This is a genomic window from Flavisolibacter tropicus, assembly GCF_001644645.1.
Classification (GTDB): Bacteria; Bacteroidota; Bacteroidia; order Chitinophagales; family Chitinophagaceae; genus Flavisolibacter; species Flavisolibacter tropicus.
Window position 1 is genome coordinate 4,134,479 of sequence record NZ_CP011390.1, and the last position, 21,974, is coordinate 4,156,452.

19 protein-coding genes are annotated in these 21,974 nt (G+C 43.7%); 12 read left to right on the plus strand and 7 right to left on the minus strand.

Going from position 1 to position 21,974, the window contains the following annotated elements; translation table 11 throughout:
• The first annotated feature begins 10 nt into the window (after positions 1-10).
• The 3 genes from SY85_RS17610 (at position 11) to SY85_RS17620 (ending at position 3,042) form a co-directional block, all read left to right on the plus strand.
• Positions 11-1,447, plus strand: coding sequence for a RagB/SusD family nutrient uptake outer membrane protein (locus tag SY85_RS17610; protein ID WP_066406181.1), 1,437 nt, complete (start codon positions 11-13; stop codon positions 1,445-1,447).
• Positions 1,448-1,661: 214 nt separating this feature from the next.
• A complete protein-coding gene (locus tag SY85_RS17615) occupies positions 1,662-2,468 on the plus strand; it encodes a metallophosphoesterase family protein (protein WP_066406182.1) in 807 nt (268 codons plus the stop codon).
• A gap of 16 nt (positions 2,469-2,484) precedes the next feature.
• Positions 2,485-3,042, plus strand: a complete 558-nt coding sequence (locus SY85_RS17620) for a hypothetical protein (protein ID WP_066406183.1) — start codon at positions 2,485-2,487, stop codon at positions 3,040-3,042.
• A 256-nt stretch (positions 3,043-3,298) separates the two neighbouring features.
• Here SY85_RS17620 and SY85_RS17625 read toward each other — a convergent pair whose 3' ends face one another.
• The 3 genes from SY85_RS17625 to SY85_RS17635 form a co-directional block, all read right to left on the minus strand.
• Positions 3,299-4,855: an Rne/Rng family ribonuclease gene (locus SY85_RS17625; protein ID WP_066406184.1), complete on the minus strand. Its 1,557-nt coding sequence runs from the start codon at positions 4,853-4,855 to the stop codon at positions 3,299-3,301.
• Positions 4,856-5,170: 315 nt separating this feature from the next.
• Positions 5,171-6,046: a tetratricopeptide repeat protein gene (locus tag SY85_RS17630; protein ID WP_082886558.1), complete on the minus strand. Its 876-nt coding sequence runs from the start codon at positions 6,044-6,046 to the stop codon at positions 5,171-5,173.
• Between the two features lie 43 nt (positions 6,047-6,089).
• On the minus strand, positions 6,090-6,380 hold the full coding sequence (locus SY85_RS17635; RefSeq protein WP_066406185.1) for an HU family DNA-binding protein: 291 nt from the start codon (positions 6,378-6,380) through the stop codon (positions 6,090-6,092).
• A 101-nt stretch (positions 6,381-6,481) separates the two neighbouring features.
• Here SY85_RS17635 and mutY point away from each other — a divergent pair, with 101 nt between their 5' ends.
• From mutY to SY85_RS17670, 7 genes are all read left to right on the plus strand, one after another.
• Positions 6,482-7,570, plus strand: coding sequence for an A/G-specific adenine glycosylase (gene mutY, locus SY85_RS17640; protein ID WP_066406186.1), 1,089 nt, complete (start codon positions 6,482-6,484; stop codon positions 7,568-7,570).
• A gap of 88 nt (positions 7,571-7,658) precedes the next feature.
• Positions 7,659-8,096 carry a single-stranded DNA-binding protein gene (locus SY85_RS17645; protein ID WP_066406187.1) on the plus strand — a complete coding sequence of 146 codons (438 nt, stop codon included), beginning with the start codon at positions 7,659-7,661 and terminating at the stop codon, positions 8,094-8,096.
• 86 nt (positions 8,097-8,182) lie between these two features.
• Entirely contained in the window at positions 8,183-9,535 is a 1,353-nt protein-coding gene (gldE, locus tag SY85_RS17650; protein WP_066406188.1) for a gliding motility-associated protein GldE, read from the plus strand.
• The gene (gldD, locus tag SY85_RS17655) at positions 9,525-10,118 is read left to right on the plus strand and encodes a gliding motility lipoprotein GldD (protein ID WP_066406189.1); all 594 of its coding nucleotides are present in this window, start codon (positions 9,525-9,527) and stop codon (positions 10,116-10,118) included. The genes gldE and gldD overlap by 11 nt, the downstream gene beginning before the upstream one ends.
• Positions 10,119-10,818: 700 nt before the next feature.
• Positions 10,819-11,409, plus strand: coding sequence for a DUF3109 family protein (locus SY85_RS17660; RefSeq protein WP_066406190.1), 591 nt, complete (start codon positions 10,819-10,821; stop codon positions 11,407-11,409).
• Positions 11,410-12,795: a LutB/LldF family L-lactate oxidation iron-sulfur protein gene (locus SY85_RS17665; RefSeq protein ID WP_066406191.1), complete on the plus strand. Its 1,386-nt coding sequence runs from the start codon at positions 11,410-11,412 to the stop codon at positions 12,793-12,795.
• 5 nt (positions 12,796-12,800) lie between these two features.
• The gene (locus SY85_RS17670; RefSeq protein ID WP_066406192.1) at positions 12,801-14,099 is read left to right on the plus strand and encodes a polysaccharide deacetylase family protein; all 1,299 of its coding nucleotides are present in this window, start codon (positions 12,801-12,803) and stop codon (positions 14,097-14,099) included.
• Here SY85_RS17670 and SY85_RS17675 read toward each other — a convergent pair.
• From SY85_RS17675 to SY85_RS17690, 4 genes are all read right to left on the minus strand, one after another.
• The gene (locus SY85_RS17675; RefSeq protein ID WP_226998876.1) at positions 14,096-15,115 is read right to left on the minus strand and encodes a DMT family transporter; all 1,020 of its coding nucleotides are present in this window, start codon (positions 15,113-15,115) and stop codon (positions 14,096-14,098) included. The two genes, SY85_RS17670 and SY85_RS17675, sit on opposite strands and share 4 nt — an antisense overlap.
• Before the next feature lie 101 nt (positions 15,116-15,216).
• Positions 15,217-16,737 carry a bifunctional phosphoribosylaminoimidazolecarboxamide formyltransferase/IMP cyclohydrolase gene (gene purH / locus SY85_RS17680; protein ID WP_066406193.1) on the minus strand — a complete coding sequence of 507 codons (1,521 nt, stop codon included), beginning with the start codon at positions 16,735-16,737 and terminating at the stop codon, positions 15,217-15,219.
• A gap of 213 nt (positions 16,738-16,950) precedes the next feature.
• A complete protein-coding gene (locus SY85_RS17685; protein WP_082886560.1) occupies positions 16,951-19,074 on the minus strand; it encodes a ComEC/Rec2 family competence protein in 2,124 nt (707 codons plus the stop codon).
• A 105-nt stretch (positions 19,075-19,179) separates the two neighbouring features.
• The gene (locus SY85_RS17690; RefSeq protein ID WP_066409942.1) at positions 19,180-20,346 is read right to left on the minus strand and encodes an MFS transporter; all 1,167 of its coding nucleotides are present in this window, start codon (positions 20,344-20,346) and stop codon (positions 19,180-19,182) included.
• Positions 20,347-20,532: 186 nt separating this feature from the next.
• Between SY85_RS17690 and SY85_RS17695 the strand changes: the two genes are divergently transcribed.
• Both SY85_RS17695 and SY85_RS17700 read left to right on the plus strand, forming a co-directional pair.
• Entirely contained in the window at positions 20,533-20,994 is a 462-nt protein-coding gene (locus tag SY85_RS17695; RefSeq protein WP_066406194.1) for a DUF983 domain-containing protein, read from the plus strand.
• A 174-nt stretch (positions 20,995-21,168) separates the two neighbouring features.
• Positions 21,169-21,957: a class I SAM-dependent methyltransferase gene (locus tag SY85_RS17700; RefSeq protein ID WP_066406195.1), complete on the plus strand. Its 789-nt coding sequence runs from the start codon at positions 21,169-21,171 to the stop codon at positions 21,955-21,957.
• Positions 21,958-21,974: the final 17 nt, after the last annotated feature.

A 21,974-nucleotide genomic window follows, 5' to 3' on the forward strand; every position in this document is an offset into this window, starting at 1 on the left:
AAACTTAACAATGAAAAGGTCACTGTTTTATATACTGTTTGCGGGTATGGTCTTTTCCGGATGTAAGAAAGACTTTCTGGAAACAAAGCCTACCACATCTATAGATGCACCTGATGCATTCTCTACACCAGATAAGGTGACAGCCGCTATGAATGGGCTGTACGATCTGATGACATTATCTACGTTTACGAATCATATCATGTTGACCACCGATATTAAGGGTGGCGATATGCTGGTGGTTAGTACAGGTAACTACAGCCGGTTTGTTACTGAATATCAGTTTTTGCAAAGTCCAACGGCTGGATATGGTACCCAGTTCTGGAGAGATGGTTTCCGCTTGATCTCTAACACGAACCAAGCCATTAAAAACTTGCCAACTGCGCCAATTAGTGATGCCCAGAAAAATGATTTCCTGGCTGAAGCCAGAATGATCAGGGCCTGGGGCAACTATCAACTGGTACGTTTGTTTGGCCAGCCGTATTCTGTAGCACCAACTAGCTTGGGTATTCCAAAATTAGAAACACCAATTGGTGAAAAAGATCCAACACCAGCACGTGCAACGGTAAAGGAGATCTATGATTTTATAGTAGCCGACTTAACTTTTGCAGCTACCAACTTGTCAAGTACCAGAAACAGCGTTTTCCGTGTTACTAAAAATGCAGCCTATGGTATGTTAGCCCGGGTATACCTGGACATGGAGCAATGGAAGCTAGCTAGTGATAACGCCAAGTTAGCCCGGGCAGGTTTTAGCCTGGCTCCAGGAGCTGATTTATTAAAAGGCTTTGTTGATCCTACTTCTGAATGGATCTGGGGTTTGGATTACCGCTCCGACGACAACTCTGGTTACCTGCAGGTGGCTTCTTTCCAGGAGCCCTATGATATTGGCTATAGCACATTTAGAGCTACTTCAACTTTCTTTAATCTTTTCGCGGCAGATGATATTCGCAAGAAGTTATTCTATGTGAATGAAACAAAAGTAGCGACTTACGAAGGCGATGCGCTGCAAAGAGATAAGCCAATGATCAGCAGAGATGGCTACCTGATGAATAAATTTTATTTCCGTTCCGCCTGGGATTTGGATGTGCCTTTGATGCGTTCGGCTGAAATGTACCTGATTGAAGCAGAAGCTGAAGCTGAGCTGGGAAATACAGTACCTGCACAAACGGCACTTTATGCCGTTCAGAAAAGATCAATTCCTACTGCCGTTATTTCTGCCAATACGGGTAATGCCTTGAAAGCAGAAATTCAGGTAGAAAGAAGAAAAGAGTTGTTTGGTGAAGGCTTCCGTTTCTTTGATATTTTAAGAAGAAAAGAAACATTGGTTAGAACCAGCCCCGAGCATTGGGCTCCATTAACCCTGGCTCCCGGTGCACAAAAAAATATCTTACCGATTCCACAAAGTGAGCGCGAGGTAAGCGGGCTGCCACAGAACCCCGGATATAACTAAGCGCACCTACATAAGCTTAAAAAAGTAAAACCATGCCCCAAGGCATGGTTTTTTTATTTCCACAACTCAAATACTGCGTAGAGGCTTTTCCGACAGCTGTAAAAGCGCTTCTTTTTCGCATTATTTGACCTAAACCAGTCCTGCCATACACACACTGCCACGTACATAGATGTACCAATGAGGATATAAGATTTGTGATGTAAAACGAAGAACTATGAAAAGGTGGAAAGGCATGGTGGCTGTTATGCTATTAACATTAGCGAGTTGTAAAGACCTGTTTCAGTATAGCCCCAATGAAATACGGTTAGAAGAGGATGAAACAAGTATCAATTTGAAAAACATCCCAAGGATTGAGGCGTTGCCACAGAAGGACACACTTAAGTTTGTTCTCATTGGCGACTCGCAGCGTTTTTATGATCAAACAGCTGACTTTGTAACAACCATCAATCAAAGAAATGATATCAGCTTTGTAGTGTTAGCAGGTGATATATCTGACTTTGGTTTAAGCCAGGAATTTAAGTGGGTACATCGGGAAATGAAAAAGCTGAAAATGCCATATGTAGGTGTCATTGGCAACCACGATATGCTGGCCAATGGCCGATTGGTATTTAACGAAATGTACGGGCCTGAAAATTTTGCTTTTACGTGCAATGATACCCGGTTGATTTGCCTGAATACAAACTCACGAGAGGTGGGCTTTGATGGCTCTCTTCCCAATCTATCCTGGTTGAATACGGAATTGAAACAAGCAGCTTCCTTTAAAAATGTGTTTGTGATTTCTCATGTGCCTCCTTTTGATCATAAAGATTTTGATACAAACCTGGAGCAGCCTTATGCAAATACACTAGCCACCTATCCCAATGTACTGGCTTCTCTTCACGCGCATGAACATCACCTAAGCCGTTCGCGGCCTTATGAAAATGGTATGGAATATTATGTAACCGCCACGGTTAAAAAGCGAATGTATTCAGTGGTAACGGTTTGGGATCATCAATATAAAATTGAAGAAGTTGAGTTCTAATCTATCATATAAATCCATGTTTGCTATAGTGCTGTTGCTGGGTCATTTGGCAGTAAGTGCACAGAAGTGGCTGCCAGATCATACCAAGCTGCAGTATGCAGGTGGTATAGGCTTTCTGTCTGTGGGTGTGGGCTACCATAATAAAAAAGACAAGTTACAGGGAGATGTGTTTTATGGTTTTACGCCAGCATCGGTAGGCGGATTGGATATACATGCGCTGACTGTAAAGGGAACCTGGTTTCCGCTAAAGCCAATCAATCGTAAAACATGGCAACTGCGGCCCCTAAGCACTGGTCTGCAAGTGAACTATACGTTCGGAAAACAATACTTTGGTTTTACGCCCGACAATTATCCCTATGACTACTACAAATTCCCAACGGCTCTGCATGCAGGGGCCTTTATTGGCGGACAGGTGAACAAACAGGTGAGTAGTAGACGAGGCATAAAACGAATAGGGCTATATTATGAGCTGGGAACCTATGATGTGGAGCTGGCCAGTTATGTTAGAAACCGAAAGGCCTTGTCTGTTCCGGATATTCTAAACCTGGGGATTGGAATTGTAACCTCTTTTTAAATAAGGTTGTTGGTTTACAGAGGACAGAAGAGAATATTGAACAAGGAACAAGGAAGGAAGAATGCAGGAAATGTTCAATGTTCAATGCCGTGATCAACGCTCAATGTTCAATGAAGAGAGAATGAATAAGGAATAATGAATAATGAATGATGAATATTGAAGGAGGGAGAGCGTACTGAATATAGTGGGCTGCTGCTATCTAAATTAAATGAGTCTAAGACATAAAAAAAGCCCTGAACTACTTCAGGGCTTTTTTCTATATTTTGATTTCTTCACCGTCTTGGTCAAAGAACCGGAATTCGGTCAATTGGTAATTGGTATCAGCCTTTATGGTAACGGTTTGTTTGAACTTACGTTTCCACTTAGCCGCTTTGCTCCACAGCCAACCTTTTGTCAGGTAGGCATGTACAATTGGATTGACCATGATGGTCAGGTTGCGGTGTTTATGAGTGATCAGGTAGTTGAGGTTCTTTTCAATCTCATCTTCCAGGATCAGTGTAGAAGCAATCTTACCGGTACCATGACAGCTTGGACACACCTCTTGGGTGTTGATGTTCATTTCCGGCTTCATACGCTGCCGCGTAATTTGCATCAGGCCAAATTTGGAAATAGGAAGAACGGCATGTTTAGCGCGGTCGGGCTGCATAAACCCTTCCATCGCTTCCATTAATTTCTTTTTGTTATCGGGCAGTTTCATATCAATGAAGTCTACCACAATAATTCCCCCAATATCGCGCAGGCGCAATTGGCGGGCAATTTCTTCCGCCGCTTCCATATTGGTTTCCAGGGCGTTTTGTTCCTGATTATTACTAACACTCTTGTAGCCGCTGTTTACATCAATTACGTGTAAGGCCTCTGTGTGCTCAATAATAATATAGGCGCCACTGTTCAGGTTCACGGTTTTACCAAAAGAAGCCTTTACCTGTTTGGTAATACCATACTGGTCAAAGACACCCATGCCACCATTGTTGGCATGCAGGGTTACAATGTCGGCTTTTTCCGGGGCTATCTTTTGAATATAGCTCTTGGCATCGGCATAAATGCCTTTGTCGTTAGTTACAATGCGGTTGAAGTCTTCATTCAGCAAGTCCCTTAAGATCGAAGTGGTCTTAGTTTGCTCACTCAGTATCTTGGCAGGAGCTACTGCGCCTTGCAAATTCTTTTGAATGGTTTTCCAGGTAGCTACCAGTTCTGAAAGGTCTTCATGCAGCTCTGCTGTATTTTTTCCTTCAGCCGCTGTACGTACAATAACCCCGAAATTCTTTTGCTTGATGGATTCAATGATCCGTTGCAAGCGCTTCCGCTCTTCAGCAGAGTGGATCTTGCGCGATACGGCTACAATATCATTAAAAGGAGTTAGTACTACAAAACGACCTGGTAAGGAGATCTCACAGCTCAGGCGCGGGCCTTTGGCCGCGATGGGTTCCTTTAAAATTTGAACTAAAATGTTAGGCTTGCCGTTTAAAACCTCATTGATCTTGCCGGTTTTAATAATTTCTGGCTCATTGGGAAATTGTGCAAAGTCAAACCCTTCAGGACTACGATCATTAATAGCCTGTTGGGTAAATTTCAGCAAAGAGCGGGCATAGGGGCTTAGATCGGTATAGTGTAAAAAAGCATCCTTTTCATGGCCTACATCAACGAAAGCTGCGTTTAAGCCGGGAATTAATTTCTTTACTTTACCCAAATACAAATCGCCAACTGCAAAGCGGGCATCTACCTTTTCTGTATGAAGCTCTACAAGTTTTTTATCTTCCAATAATGCAATGTCCACGCCGTGCGGGGCTGCATTTATAATCAATTCTTTGTTCACATTACTACAGCTTTATGTACGAAATAGCAATACATGCCAATTGCGTTAGTGTATACCGGAATGCTGCAGTAACCTTTTGAGAGAATGATGATGGAGCAAATTGATGGGAGGAATGCAAACGGTATTACGCAATCAACAAGCAATAAAGCCGGGAATAGCTGGGCTATTCCCGGATAAAATATTAACCTAAGAAGTTATTTCCTCTTTTTATGACGGTTTTTTCTTAATCTCTTTTTGCGCTTATGCGTCGCAATTTTATGACGCTTTCTTTTTTTACCACAAGGCATACGTGAAACGAAATTTTATGTTTGAAAATTATTTAAGTAAATCTTTCACTCGTTTTTCAACTTCTTGTTTGAGTTCCGGTATTTGAATAAAAGGTAAACTGCGCTGGTACCAGGCCGCTGCTTCCTTCTTATCATTTTTCCGCTCATACACATCTGCCAGGTATAATAATGCTTCCAGATTATTAGGCTGTAGTTGTGTTACCCTTTTAAAACGCTCAATAGCTTTATCCAATTGTCCAGACATCATGGAGGCTTCTCCTAAAGTCATCTGGGCGTAAATATTGGTAGAGTCGCGCTCTACTACCTGGCGAATCTTCATAATGGCTTCCATCGGGCTTTCTGAAAGGCCGCCATACAACAGTGTGGCGCCCAGGGCTACCTGAGAGGAATCATTATTCGGGTTGAGCTTCAAAGAACGTTCAAAAAGATCTTTGGCTTGTTCGCCTTTCCAGTGTTGAACCAGAGGACTTTTTTCAAACCGCAGATTGTTTAAAAACAAATGGGCTGCAAAGGTGAGGGATTTTTCTGAATTTTCCAACCGCGCGGCCTCGGCGGTGTACCAGGCGTATGGTTCAAAGATGCGGGCGGTGTCGCGCCAGAACTTTGCCAGCTGGTGGTAGATGTGCATTTTCTGCTCACCCACATCGCCGCGGGTGACGCTGCTCTCTAAAAAACTAATGCGGGTCAGCTGCTCTGCCGTAAGGTTTTCCTTGGCATGGTGCAAGATGCTATCTACAGATAGCTGCTCGTCCTGGGCATGATCGTGCCCGGCATGGCTATCAGCCTGCTGACTACCGGTAGGTGTTTTTGGGTTATGACCAAATATTTTGTCCTGAGTGACAGCATATAATGTGATGGTCAAAAAAACAGCAATCCCTGCTGTTATCAACTGTGGTCTTTTCATGAAAACGGCCCCTGTTCTTGTGAATGGGCACGCAAAGTTATTGTTATTCTACTACAGTTGTTTTCTTCACTTCAGCTACAAACTCTTTTGCAGGCTTAAAGGCAGGGATTTGATGTTCAGGAATGTGAACGGCAATATTTTTCTTGATATTGCGTCCAATTTTGGCGGCACGTTTTTTTGTGATAAACGATCCAAAGCCCCGGATATAGATGTTTTCACCCTTAGAAAGAGAGTCCTTGATCTCTTTAAACATGGACTCAAGAGTTACTAATACATCGACCTTGGGAATGCCGGTTTTTTCCGAAATCTGGTTGACTAGATCAGCTTTTCTCATAGCTCTGTTTTGTCTTTGTGATAGCAATATAATACTAAATATAATGATTGTCAACATTATACAACATCTTTCAGGAGGAAATTGTTGTTTTGTTAAAATAAATGGGAAAAACAAAAAGCACCGCTAAAAACGGAGAAAAAGACTTGGGACGCGCCTTTGCCAAGGGTTTGTTACAATGGAACCGCCAGGAAAATAGCCGCGAAATGCCCTGGAAAGGAGAAGCTGATCCGTATAAAATTTGGTTGAGCGAAATCATTTTACAACAAACCCGGGTAGAGCAGGGGTGGAAATATTATGAACGCTTTATACAAACGTTTCCAACTATAACTGATCTGGCTGCTGCGCCTGATCAGGCCATTTTTAAATTATGGGAAGGGCTGGGGTATTATTCGCGGTGTAGAAACCTTATTGCTACTGCCCGCTTTATTGCCACCGAGCGCAATGGCATTTTTCCGGATACCTATGGAGAAATACTAGCCTTAAAAGGAGTGGGGCCTTATACCGCTGCTGCTATTGCCTCATTTGCTTATAATGCACCATACGCTGTGCTGGATGGCAATGTGTTCCGGGTGCTTTCCCGCATATATGCCCTGGAACAGCCCATAGATACTACTGAAGGAAAAAAAGTTTTTTCGCAGTTAGCGCAGGAGCAGCTGCCGGAAAAACAAGCCGCGGCCTATAACCAGGCTATCATGGACTTTGGCGCTGTTATCTGTAAGCCTGTGCCCAATTGCTCCCAATGTTTTTTCCAGGAGCAATGCCAGGCATTTTTGGGCAACAAACAGGCCTTGCTGCCCATCAAAAGCAAGAAGACGCAGATACGTGAACGTTGGTTTCACTACATTGTTCTTCAATACGGAAATGCGGTGGCCATACAGCACCGTACCGCTAAAGATATTTGGCAGAACCTTTATCAACCCCTGTTGATTGAAGCCGATAAAAAACTAAATAAAAACGAAGTGCTGCTGCAATTAGAGCATAGTTATGGCATTCGGCCTGCGCAATATGAAGTCATTAGCGCTGCCGTAAACCTTACACAAAAGCTTTCTCACCAAACCATTCATTTTTCTTTTATCCATTTAGAAGTTAAAAAAAAGCCGCAACTAGAAGGTTTTCAATGGGTTGTTAAAAATGAATTAGAGCGTTATCCCTTTCCTAAAACCTTACAGCAATTCTTAAGTAAAAATTAGCACCAGCTTACTGGCAAACAATTTGTTGCTTTTAAGTAAATTAGAGATACGAAGCTTTAGACGATTCACTAACGAAAATTTGAATGGTATGAGAGGCGTAAACAGAGTTATGCTTATTGGCAACTTAGGTAAAGATCCGGATGTACAGTTTTTAGAAGGTAATATTGCTGTTGCAAAATTTCCGCTGGCCACCACCGAAACCTTTAAAGATCGTTCAGGCAAATTGGTATCCCAAACCGAATGGCATACCGTAGTATTGTGGCGAGGATTGGCCGAACTGGCCCAGAAGTACCTGCACAAGGGCAGCTTGGTCTATATAGAAGGCCGACTGCGTACCCGCAGCTGGGAAGACAAAGAGGCTAACCGAAAGTTTGCTACCGAGGTGGTTGGTGATAACCTCATTATGCTAGACAAGCGCACCGAAGGTAATCATGGCGCCGCTATGAGCGGACAAACTGAATCAGGGGGTATGGAAGGAATAAACGTACCACCGCCGCTCGATGAGAATGAAGACTTATCTTTTTAAATAGCAGAAATAAAATAAATTTGTCGTGTAGATAAGGGCAGGATTATCCTGCCTTTATCCATATATTGTTCACCAAAATCGTTGCTTTGGACTATCATTCGGTTGATAACTTACTATTTTCACTAGCCTACACCATTATATCTGCAAACCCGCAGGGGGCAGTTTTTCTTGTTGTTCTGCTGATTATTTTACTCTTACTAAGCTTTGTAACAGCCGGTGCTGAGGTAGCGCTGTTTACCTTACAGGGCAAAGACGTAAACATGCTGAAAACTAAACAGCATGCCGCCGCCCGCCGCATTACCAGTTTATTAGACGAACGCAAAGCCGTTTATACTTCTTTACTGATTGCCGGCACTTTTTTCAACATCAGTATTATTATCCTGACCAATTTCTTACTGAATAGCATTTTACACCTGGGCACCGTGGACTTTATATTACCCATTAACCTGGATATGCTGGTAAAGATCATTGTTATTGCCTTTATCCTGGTGCTAATAGGAAAGGTGCTGCCCAAAGTATGGGCTACTCAAAATAATCTGCGCTTTGCCTACAGTACATCATCTGTAGTGGAAGCCTTACATCTTTTACTGCGCCGCCCCAGCTTATATATGGTGGCCATAGCCGACAATATCAGTAAACAAAGCGGTGCTGATAAAGTAGAGAGCGCAAGCCTGCGCCAGCTGGATGCCGCTATTGATGTAAACAATGAAGAAACTTCTGTAGAAGAAAAGAATATTCTAAAGGGTATTGTAAAGTTTGGCAATATCTCCGTAAAGCAGATCATGCGCTTTCGCCTGGATGTAAACGGTGTTGAATACGACACTCCCTTTAGTGAGCTTGTTAGAAAAGTAGAGGACCTGCATTACTCGCGCCTGCCGGTATATAAAGACACGCTGGATAATGTGGCTGGTGTGGTCAACACTAAAGACCTTTTACCGTATTTGCACGAGCCCAATTTTGACTGGCATACCATTATCCGCGCGCCGTTTTTTGTGCCGGAGTCTAAGCTGATCAAAGATCTGCTGGAAGAATTCCGCACAAAGCGCATACACTTTGCCGTGGTAGTAGATGAATTTGGTGGCACCAGCGGTATTGTAACCATGGAAGACATCCTGGAAGAAATTATTGGCGATATAAAGGACGAGTTTGACGAAGAGGAAAACAGCGTGCGCCAAATTGATAACGATACCTATATTGTTGATGCGAAGGTAATGCTACACGATATGTGTAGGGCTATGAGACTAGCCTTGGATACCTTTGATGAAGTGCGGGGTGAAAGTGACTCTCTTGGCGGACTGGTACTGGAAATAGCTGGTAAATTCCCTGCCCAGGATGAAACCGTAACCGCTGGCGACTTTCAATTTACTGTATTAGAGATCAATAAAAACCGCATCAACACCGTTAAGGTAACGATCAACCGCAACCGAAATGAAGACTAAGAGCCTATTATGGATAGCCGTTGCAACTGTGCTGATGGCGGCGTGTAACAGTGATTATGTTGTAAAGCCCCGCGGCTATTTTAAGATCGACTTCCCCCAAAAAGCCTATCAAACCTTTGATCAGCCGGGCTACCCCTATACTTTCGAATACCCGGTGTATGGCAAGGTGATCAAGGATACCTTGTTTTTTGATAGGCAACCAGAGAATCCTTATTGGATCAACATTGACTTTCCTCAGTTTAACAGCCGCATTCATATATCTTATAAGGATGTGCAGAAGAATAACTTTGACTCGCTGGTAAACGACGCCTTTACCATGTCGTATAAACAACACACTTATAAAGCTTCAGCTATTGAACCAGAGCCGTTTACAACTCCCAATGGAGTAGAGGGTGTTTATTTTACCCTGAAAGGCAATACCGCTACTGGTAATCAGTTCTTTGCTACCGATACCTCTAAGCATTTCCTGCGCGGCGCACTGTATTTTGCAGCTACCCCTAACGAAGATTCTTTAGCACCTGTTAATGCCTTCCTTAAAAAAGACCTACAGCACTTGATTAATACGATACAGTGGAAGAAATAGGGAGGGAAAGCTACAAGCTTCACGCTGCAAGCTACAAGCAGAACAGTCCTACTAGATATTATTATTTCCTCTTACCTGCAAAACTGCCGGCTCTTTTGTATCTTTAAACTCTTCACTTTAGCTTGGGTTACAGGCTGTTTTATTACAAATTTCCATCATGATTTCGGGGTGCCAGAAGGGGCAGGATAGGTTGTCAGAGGGTAGGGCGCGGGGTAGAAAGGCCAGAAGTGCGGGTGAGGTACGGACTTCATACGGAGTAAGTAGGGACCTGATACGGAGTTACCTAGGCTTCTATACGGAGTAACCATGAAGGTGTAGAGGAGTGGCAGTGAAGGTAGAGGGAAGGAGTAGGCAAGGTAGAATGGCTGATGGCTGATTTTGGGATGGCGGATTGGGAGGATTAGAAAGAAGAATTAGCTGGATGAGATTAGATTTTTAGGGGAAGTGTGCTTTTGGGGTAGTTGCTTTTCTATCAACTGCTGAAACAAGTTACGCCTGCCAATCAAGAGTCATTGTAGATGGCAGGCAGGTAGAGTGTAGAAGATCGAAACCTGCACCCAGTCCTCCTTTTCTCCTTAGCTCTGTGCGAAATCTTTCTTACGCCCCTTGGCGCGTTCTGCTTGAGACTATCACATAATTTCCCGTTAATCCACACCATAGCTGGAAAAGGAGGGTTAATTTTGTGCCTTACATTGAACACATGATATCAATAGATAATGTTCTGGTGAGCGATGAGGTGGTAGAAGCCAAATTTGTGTGCGACCTAAATAAGTGTAAAGGTGGCTGCTGCGAGGATGGCGATGCCGGTGCTCCCCTGGAACAAGAAGAAATGAAAATTATCGAAGACAACTTCGAAGCCGTGGTGCCATACCTGACCCAAGAGGGACTTGACGAAATTAAGCGCCAAGGCAAGTTTTTATATGATAAAGAATTTGGCTGGGTAACTCCTACCATCAACGGTGGCCTGTGTGTATACGGCTTCCGCGATGAAAAAGGCATTATCAAGTGCGGCTTTGAAGCAGCTTATAACGATGGTAAGATCGGGTGGAAAAAGCCCATTAGCTGTCACCTGTTTCCCATTCGTCTTACTGAAACAAAGCAGTACACCATGGTCAACTACGAGCCAAGGGAAGTAATGTGCGACCCGGCTTGTGCATTTGGTAAAAAGCTAAAGGTGCCGGTATACCAGTTTTTAAAAGAGCCGATAGAACGTAAGTTTGGAGCAGAATTTTATAATACCTTACACCAGATAGCGGTTGAGTACTTTGACCAAAAAGCCGAAAAGAAGTAAATGTCTGAACAATCATCCACCTTCGTAGCCAAAAGCACGGTAAAGGCTGCCGACAGGGAGCATCGCCGTAAGATCAACTTTAATATTGCGCGATACAATGCGGTAGTGCCGCAAGGCAAAACACAGTTTACTGATGTTCCACTGGCGCGTGAGCGGGCCAAGAATGTAAAGTGGAAGGCTATTGAAACATTGGATAAACAGCTGGAACTTTTTGAAAGTACACTGACCAAACGCGGCGGAAAGGTGCTATGGGCTGAAACGGCTGATGAAGCCTTGCAACAAATTCTCACGATCTGTAAGGATAAGAATTGCTCTACTATTGTAAAGAGCAAGAGCATGGTTACAGAGGAACTACACCTGAATAAGTTCCTGAATAAACACAATATTGAAAGTGTGGAGACAGACCTGGGTGAATACATTCAGCAACTGGACGATGAACCACCTTATCATATTGTAACACCGGCTATGCACAAGAGCAAGGAAGATGTGGCTAAACTCTTTGCTGAAAAGCTAGGTACTCCGTCTTCTTTAAATCCAAGTCAGCTAACGTTAGTAGCGCGGCAAAAGCTGCGTGAGAAATACCGTCAGGCGCAAATCGGGATCACCGGGGCCAACTTTATTGTAGCCGATACCGGCGCTATTGCCCTAACTGAAAATGAAGGTAATGGCCGCTTGAGCTGTGCTTATCCAAAAACCCATATTGTAATTGTGGGTATTGAGAAAGTGATTCCTACGCTTACTGACCTGGGATTGTTCTGGCCGCTATTGGCTACCTATGGTACGGGTCAGAAAGTAACTGTTTATAATTCTATTGTAAGCGGACCGCGCCAGCCGGGTGAAACCGACGGCCCAGAAGAAATGTATGTGATACTGCTGGATAATGGGCGCACCAATATCCTGATGAATCCAACATCAAGAGAAAGCTTGTACTGTATCCGTTGTGGTGCTTGCTTAAACGCTTGTCCTGTCTATAAAAATATTGGTGGCCATGCTTATGGCACAACCTATAGCGGTCCTATTGGATCGGTGATTACTCCCCACCTGAAAGAAATGGATGAGTGGAAGCACTTAAGCTATGCTTCTTCGCTGTGTGGCAATTGTACAGAAGTATGTGCGGTGAAGATCAACCTGCATGAACTTTTGCTGGAGAATAGGGCTGAGGCCGTGAAGAAGAACCATGCCTCCTTTGTAGAAAAGATGGCCTGGGTCTTTTGGAAAAAGGCTATGAGGAATCGCGGCATGATGAACATGGGTTCGGGCCGACTGAAAGGCTGGATGGTCAATACGTTTGTAAAAGACTGGAAGAAACACCGCAGCGAGCTTGAATTTCCTGAAAAGTCCTTCAACCAGTTGTGGAAGGAGCGTAATGGCAAAAAGGTTAAATAACGCTTGTGCTGATTTACAGTCATACCGTTACGCCGCGGCTGCAATATGTAGCCAGCTTCCTAACGCAGTACTATGGGGAGTCATTTCTTCTGACTACCGATTGGCAGTATTTCCAAAGTGCAGACAAACATAAGATCAATTACTCTGCAACTAGCATTAATGAGCAAACGCTTTGGATAAAGCCTGTTGACCTGCTTTTTGAAGCAGGGGTGAAAAAGCAGTCGATCGACTGCTTTGAACATGCACATGGCTATAAAGCCTTCTTTGCTACAGAAGGTGCACTAGGCTTTGATCTCTTTGCTGCTGTATTTTATTTGCTATCGCGGTATGAAGAGTACCTGCCTCACCAGAAAGATAGCTATGGCCGCTATGCACACGAAAATAGTTTGGCTTATAAAAACGGCTTCCTGCACCTGCCACTGATCAATATTTGGTTGGAAGACTTTAGAGAAATCCTTCAAGAAATTTGGAATTTGGAACTTGGAATTCGGAGCTTCCAATTTGTTCCTACGTATGACATTGATATAGCCTGGAGTTATCAGAACAAAGGTTTTTTGCGTAATGCAGGAGGTACGGTAAAATCAATAGTCAATGGTCAATGGGCAAGAGTAAGAGAACGGTTTAAGGTTTTGAGAGGGAAGGAGCAGGACCCCTATGATTGCTACGACTGGTTAGATGCCATACATTGGAAGTATGAATTGTGGCCGCTGTATTTTTTTCATGTAGGGCAAGAAAGAAACCAGTACGATAAAAATATAGCTACCACTAATAGTGCTTTTCAGGAGTTGATAAAACATCATGCTCATACCTATGTAGTGGGCTTACATCCTTCTTGGAGCAGTGGTGATAAGGCCGAATTCTTTCAAAAGGAGAAAGAGGAGTTAGAGCGCCTTGCTAGTCAAAAGATTACCTTTTCCCGTCAACACTACATTCGGTTTACTTTACCAGATACTTTCCGGCGTTTAATACACAATGGTATAAGAGAAGATTACTCAATGGGCTATGGTAGTATTAATGGTTTTAGAGCTTCCATAAGTACGCCGTTTCATTGGTATGACCTGGATAATGAAGTGGCAACGATATTGCAGCTGCATCCGTTCTGTTTTATGGATGCCAATGCTTTCTTTGAGCAAAACTTATCGGTAGAAGACGCCTTTGATGAATTGATGCACTACTACCATGTAACCAAACAATGCGGTGCCGTTTTGATTACTATCTGGCATAACCAGTTTTTAGGAACTGACCCGATGTTCAAAGGCTGGCAGGAATTGTATGAGCGATTCCTTAAGACCGTTGTGTACTAATTCTCTTCTTTGACCCGCTTAGCCGGTAACATCTTCATGATGGACTTGTTTACCAGGTATACACCAACAAGGGTAATCAGCATCCCGATAATAATATAGCCGGAAAGTTCTTCTCCCAGCAACTGCCACCCCAATAAAACAGCCACAACCGGATTTACATAGGCATATAAGCTTACCTGCTCTGTGGGAAGATGTTGTAAGGCATATAAATAAGCCAGGAATGTAAGTATTGAGCCAGCGGTAACCAGGTAGGCAATGGCCATCCAAGAAGCATTTGGAATAGCTGCCAAGGGTATGGCATAACCTAAGGCAAAGCTGCCACCAATAAGAGCTGTGCCGGAAATAACCATTTGCAGTCCTAAACTAAAATAAGGGTTGAAATTAGCCGCCTGCTTTTTAGTATAAAGTGTACCGAATGCCCACGACCAGGTAGATGCTATAGAGATAAAAATACCAAAGCGAAACTCTGGATTCAGGAAATCTTGCAAGTGATCGAAGAAGATAACACAGACACCGGCAAAGCCTAGTAAAAGGCCAATTACTGTATTAAACCGCAGTTTGGAATGTGAGCTGAATGCTGCAATCAATACCAGCCACAGCGGGAAAATAGCACCAATGATGGAGCCCAGGCCAGCAGAAATAAATTTTACACCCCAGGTAGAAAGCGCATTGCTTAAGAGGAAGTTTAACACGCAAAGGACCAAGATCGGGCCCCATTCTTTTCCTTTGGGAAGGTGATAACCCTTGATCAGGAAAAAGACCACGTAACACACTCCACCTAATAGTTGACGCATTCCTACCAACTGTAGTGCTGGCATATGTTTTACGCCTTCTCTGGAAGCCAGCCAGGTGGTACCCCATAAAAAACACACAGCAATCAGCGCCGCTATTGCTTTCCTATGCTGGCTTTTGTTGTGAAGGGGCAAGGGGTTCATCTGTTCCAAGTACGTGGTTACATCTTGTTCTGCTTGCGCATCACTGCCAGCAACATTTTTATGTTGGGGGTTTAGAGGCATTGGATGTGTAGTGAGTGGTGAGTGAAAAGAAAAGTGAAAGGTGAAAGGTGAAACGTGAAAGAGGAAAACTCCCTGCTCACGTTTCACCTTTCACGCCTGCCTTAGTGTCTGAAATGACGCATGCCGGTCATTACCATAGCCAGGTTTCTTTCCTTGCAATATTCAATACTGTCTTTGTCGCGAATAGAACCACCTGGTTGTACAAACGCTGTAATGCCCGCTTCATCGCCCAGCTTCACACAATCATTAAAGGGGAAGAACGCATCGCTGGCCATAACAGCTCCTTTCAGATCAAAACTGAACTGCTTGGCTTTTTCTACGGCATGACGTAAGGCGTCAATACGACTGGTTTGACCGCAACCTTTACCTACCAGTTGTTTGTTTTTTACCAGCGCAATAGCGTTGCTCTTTAAATGCTTACACACGATGTTGGCAAACAACAGGTCTTCTCTTTCCGATGCAGTAGCCGGACGGCCTCCTACATCTTCCCACTTTTCATAGTTGCCTTTATCCTTGTCTTGTACCAGGGTGCCATTCAATACATTCTTGTATTGTTTTGTAGCAGCAACTGGTTTATTCAATTGTAGTAATATGCGGTTCTTCTTGGATTGTAAAATAGTCAGTGCATCTGCATCAAAAGCAGGTGCAATCAATACTTCAAAGAAGATCTCGTTAATAGCATTGGCAGTAGCTATATCTATAGCGCCATTACATACCAGCACACCACCAAAAGCACTTTCTGCATCACCTGCTAAGGCATCTTTCCAGGCGCCTTCTACAGAAGGGCGACTGGAAATACCACACACGTTGGTATGCTTGATAATAGCAAATGTGGCCTGAGTAGTTTCACCTTCAAACTCCTGGATCAATTCAATAGCGGCATCAATATCTACCAGGTTGTTATAGCTGATCTCTTTACCATGCAGCTGATTGAAGTTCTCGGAAAGGTTGCCAAAGAACGCAGCTTGCTGATGTGGGTTCTCACCATAACGCAGTGGCGTGCGTTGTTCTTGTCCAAATACGGTCAGTGGCGTATCTGCACTGAAATAGTTGGTGATAGCAATATCATAATCGGCTACTATCTGGAACGCTTTAGCCGCAAATTTTCTGCGTTGTTCTAAAGTGGTTTCTCCATTTTGTAATTCCAGGATCTCTACCAGGTTGGCGTAATCATCTTTGGAAGCTAACACCGTTACATCACTGAAGTTCTTGGCGGCACCGCGTATCATGGATGGACCACCAATATCAACCTTTTCAATGATCAGTTTTTCATCTGTAGTGTTGGCTACTGTTTCCTGGAAAGGATACAAGTCCACAATCACCAGGTCCAGTTCAGGAATACCATATTGCTTCATTTCCTGCACATCGGTTTCATTATTTCTACGACCTAGTATACCACCAAAAATCAATGGATGCAAGGTCTTTACACGACCTCCTAAAATAGAAGGGTAAGAGGTTAACTGCTCTACTGGCACTACAGGTATACCCAGGTCTTCAATAAACTTTTGAGTACCTCCGGTAGAGTAAATAGTGGTGCCTTGCTGTTGCAACTGGCGTACTACGGGCTCAAGACCATCTTTGTAAAATACAGAGATCAGAGCGGCTGAAATTTTCTTGTTCATGTAGAAATAAATTAAGGCAGGCTTAGAAGCTGTTTGAATTAATTATTTGATATGGCGCATGGTGTCTTTTGGGCTGCAACTTCGTCGGATTTTTTGCCTTAGGCGTTTGACTATGGCTGCAAAATCCTCCTTGTTTCGCTCCAAAATACTCTCATCATCAATTCTGAATAACTAACTCAAACAGCTTCTTAAAGGAGCCGCAAAGGTAGGAGACTAAAACGGCATCACAAAAGCACCTTGCTCCTGTACATCATAAAAGGGAATGTGTAGCGCAAGGGCACTGCGTTTCCACAGATCAGCTTTCCAATGAGGCACCGAACCATCAATAACAATCTGTTTGATAGTTGATGCCTGGGCTATTTGCTCAAGGTAAAGTTTTGGGTTTTTGGAAAGAATCAGCAGATCAATAACAGGCTTAGTGGGTTGTGGTTGAAATACTACAGTGGTATCAATAACTAAGCATTGCTTGCCTTCAATAACAAAGGTTTTCTGATTAATACAATGCTGTTCTTCAATGCGGTAATGAATACGAGATGGCTGCAGATGAAAACGATAGAGAGCGGGTTCTTGCAACAATGCGCTATCGCCAATAAACGCAGAAGACTGCCCTTGTATAACATCAATGGCCTGTCGCTTGGGGATGTTATAAACAATGAGCTGTTGTTGCTGTGTGGCCTGTTTAAATGAAAGGGCGCGCAGGCCTATAAACAATAGTGCGCTGCTCAAGGCTATCCGAATGGCCTTGGTTTGTTGATGGAGTAGCCAAAGCGTTAAACCAAGTATGCACGCGTATAGCAATGCAGTCTGCAAAGGTGAAATGGACAGGTTTTGCCAAACGGCAAAAGACACCGAGTCTAAGCGTTCCACATAGTTGTTAAGTCCTTGAATAAGCAAGGATAAGAGCTGGCCGCACTTTACGGCTATACTGGGAATAAAAGCCAATGCGCACAGAATAATCTCTCCAATCAAGATCAAGCTGGATAAGGGAACTGCTACCAGGTTGGACAATAAGAAGAGAAGCGGAAACTGGTGGAAATAATAAATGCTAATAGGCAGCGTGAGTATTTGGGCCGCCATCGATACTGCTGTTAGCTTCCATACAAAATCAACCAACTTGTTGGGGAAGAAGCACCAGTTGTATATAGGTTTAAAGAAAACAAGAATGCTTAGTACGGCCAGGTAGGAAAGCTGAAAACCCACATCCCACAGCCAGTATGGATTGATACAGAGTAACACAAAGGCTGAAAGTGCTAAGGTGTTGTAAATAGATGCCTTGCGGTCTATGACCGTACTAAAGGCTATACAGGTAAACATCACTGCCGAGCGCAGAACTGAAGGTTGTGCACCAGCCAGTAGACTAAACGCCCAAAGGCCTGCTATGATCAACAAAAAGCGCCCCCATCTCCATGATTGGCGAGAAAGTGGACGGGTGAGAAGTAACAGTAGCCAATAAATAATTCCCAGGTGCAAACCAGAAATAGCGATGACATGTACCACGCCTGTATTGGAATAAGACTGTACCAGGTTCTTGTCCAGATCGTCTTTATAGCCAATAAGTAAGGCTTCTGCCAAGCCGGCTTCTTTTTCACCGGGTATATATTGTTGCAATGTCTCAACAATTGCTTGCCGGCAACGATAGATGGCTTTGGTTAAAGCGGCTTCCTCTTTTTGGGGCAGCACTTGGTAGTCGTTGAGCGTTAAGTAGGCTTGGTGCGTGGTGCCTTGGCGCAGACTGTATTGCTGAAAGTCAAAACCTCCGGGATTGCCTGTATTTCGAATAAGCTGTAACCGTTTGGCTGTTATGATCTGGCTGCCATAGCTTAAGGAGAGGCTGTTACTATCTTTTTTAAAGTAAAGAATCACTTGCCCGGTCAGAGGCTCCAAATGATCTTTTGTGTACCTGCCTTTTACCGTTGCCAGTGCTTTATAGGAGTTGGGTTTTTCTACTAATGGTTCTTCCAGTCGTAGTAACAGGGCTTGCTCTGGTTTAGTTTGGTGACTAATCCATTGTGTGTTATTACGCACATCTTGTTTCCACGCTAGTAAACTGCCGGCTATAAACAACAAGGCTTGCAAAAGAAAACCGCTTACTTGCTTATAGGCAAACCGGTGCACAATAGGTAAACGATAAGCGATGAAAAGAAAAATGAGGATAGGGAGGGCGCATTCACCTAAAAGAGAAGGTGGGTGGGGCCAGTACCATTGACAGCCTATACCCAGCATAAACGGCATTAACAGGCGTAGCATAGGCATACGCCGTAGGTTTACATGTGGGGTAACAGACATGCTTGAAAATACACCCTTTTCTAAAAAATTAGAGGCGATGAATGCATTCATCGCCTCTGGTGTCTCTGCATAGGTTAGCGCAGAATTATATATAAGAAAACTAAAGCTTTTGTAGTTGTTTGATAAATAACCAAACTTGTGCCAAAAAGCTCCGCATTAATAATTTTTGGCAGGAATTAAACGGAAGTAGATATAAACACCTAAAGCTGCCAAGGCGGTCACTATAAATGGAACAGTGCTGTTCAAACCAGTCCATAACACACCAGCAACCACGCTTGCCAGCAATGTACAGATGCTTTGTCCTGATGTGTAAAAGCCAATAGCAGTAGCCGTGTTGGTATCATGTGCCAGGTTGGTGATCCATGCTTTGGCAATGCCTTCCGTAGCAGCTGCATAAATGCCATACAGGAAAAAGGCAATGAATAGTAAATAGGTAGTCGTGCTTAAAGCAAATAACAGGTATACGATTGCAAACACTAACAGGCCGCCACAGAATACACGCTTCAATCCAAACCGGTCGGCCAGTACGCCCAGTGGGTAGGAAGCAACTGCATAGACCAGGTTATAAAAGATATAGGCTAGAATAGTAGTGGTATCGCTGCCGGTGATCTCTTTGGTCTTCAGTAACAAAAACACATCGGAACTGTTGAACAATGTAAACACCAACAGTCCTAAAACCAGTTGTTTATAGTCGACCGGCGCAATGCTCCAATAGCGGAAGAACGAGAAAAAATTGCCTTTGCGTAGCGTTGAGGAAGGTTGTTTCTTTTCTTTAAGCAAAAAGATCAACCCCACGGCTACCATACCCGGAATAAAAGCATAATAAAACAGAGGGGCATATTGCCGGGGAAAGAAATAGAGAAAAGTGAGGGCCAGCACCGGGCCAATAACGGCACCCAATGTATCCATACCGCGGTGAAAAGCAAACACACGTGCCTTGGTTTGTGGGGTAGCGTTTTGTGAGAGCAATGCATCGCGTGCTGCGGTACGTAGGCCTTTGCCAAGCCGGTCCGTAGTACGGGCCAGGAAGATCCACCAAGGATAGGTTAATACTGCCATCATAGGCTTGGACAAAGCACTTAAAAAATAACCGGCTTTAATAAAGGGAAGGCGAATGCCTTTCTCATCGCTGCGCTTGCCAAAGTACCCTTTGCTGAGTCCGGCCGTAAATTCAGCAATGCCTTCCAGCACACCAATCAGTAAAACGGAAAAGCCAATTTCTTTAAGGTAGATGGGAACAACGGGATACAGCATCTCGCTGGCCACGTCGGCAAACAGGCTGACCAGTGAAAGGATCCAAACGGTGCGGTTGATGATCTTCACAATTACAAATCTAATTGTTCTAAAAAGGGATTGAAAGTAGGTGTACAAGTACGAGCGGTACAATGAAATTATCAAGCCAATCCCTTTTGTATTAAATACCTTTGCAGCGCTTATCAATAGATAAGCGAGCAGGCATGTGGTTTGAGCATGCCGGCATTACGATCTTTTCATTTTATCTGACTACGTATGTGTGCAACAAAGGCCGATGTAAAACCCAATATTGTTTTAAGTATCCTACAAAATAAATGTCCACGCTGCCGCAGGGGTAAGTTGTATAAATACGGCAACCCCTACAACCTGAGAAAATTTATGGTCATGAATGCGCACTGCCCGGTATGCGGACAAGTGCTGGATATGGAGCCTGGTTTTTACTATGGTACCAATATGGTGAGTTATACATTGGCTGTGTTGATCAGTCTTTTTTCCTTTTTTCTATGGTGGCTTACAATTGGCTTTTCACTTTCCGACTCACGCTTCTTTTGGTGGATTGGACTGAACGCTGTGATGCTGGTGTTATTGCAGCCACCGCTAATGCGCATCTCTCGTACTATTTGGATCTACTTCTTTGTGAAGTACAGTCCACAATGGAGCGAAGGTGATGTAATGCATGCGGAGCGCATTAATAAGGATCAGATGAATGCGTGGTAGGGCAGTTGGCAGAGGACTGTTGATAGAGGATAGAATTCAGTTGACAGAGAGACGTTGAAAAATGCTAATTGTTTTAATCCATTATATCCAGAGACTTGCAATAGTCGATATCCCCTATCTTCAAGATAGGGGATATCTATATGCGCTAATCCCTTATAGACAACATCAATCGCCATGGATCATATAGAAGTAGGTAAATACTGGAACGATAATGCCCTTGCGTGGACCACCATTGCCAGAGCGGGCTTTGATATTTACAGAGACCATCTGAATACGCCAGCCTTCTTTAATATGTTACCTGGTGTACAAGGCTTAAGCGGTATTGACATTGGGTGCGGCGAAGGCCATAATACCCGCCTATTGGCAAAGAAGGGAGCTGCCATCTGCGCTATTGATATTTCTGAAGTCTTTATCCAAAATGCCTTGGAAGAAGAGGCGCAACATCCATTAGGCATAGCCTACCAGATAGCCAGCGCTATTGAGCTGCCCTTTGAAAATAACCAGTTTGACTTTGCCACTTCCTTCATGTGCCTGATGGACATTCCGGAATTGGAGCAGGCACTAACCGAGGCCTACCGCGTGATCAAGCCCGGTGGCTTTTTCCAGTTTTCCATTACCCATCCTTGTTTTGATACACCGGTTCGGGTAAATAAGAGAGATGTAAATGGGAAAACTTATGCAATAGAGATAAGTGATTATTTTAAGCACATACATGGTGATATAGAAGAATGGATTTTTGGTGCTGCGCCGGCGCACTATAAGAGCGCCTTTCCTAAGTTTAAAGTACCTAAGTTTTCCCGCACCTTGTCGCAATGGGTAAATACCCTGGTGAAAACCGGGTTTATCATTGAGGAGTTCAATGAACCCTGCCCCAGTAATGAAGTAGTAGCGCAGCAGCCTCGCCTACAAGACAGTCAGCAAGTGCCGTATTTTTTACAGGTGCGCTGTAGAAAAGCTTTGTAAGCCCAATAAGCTATATA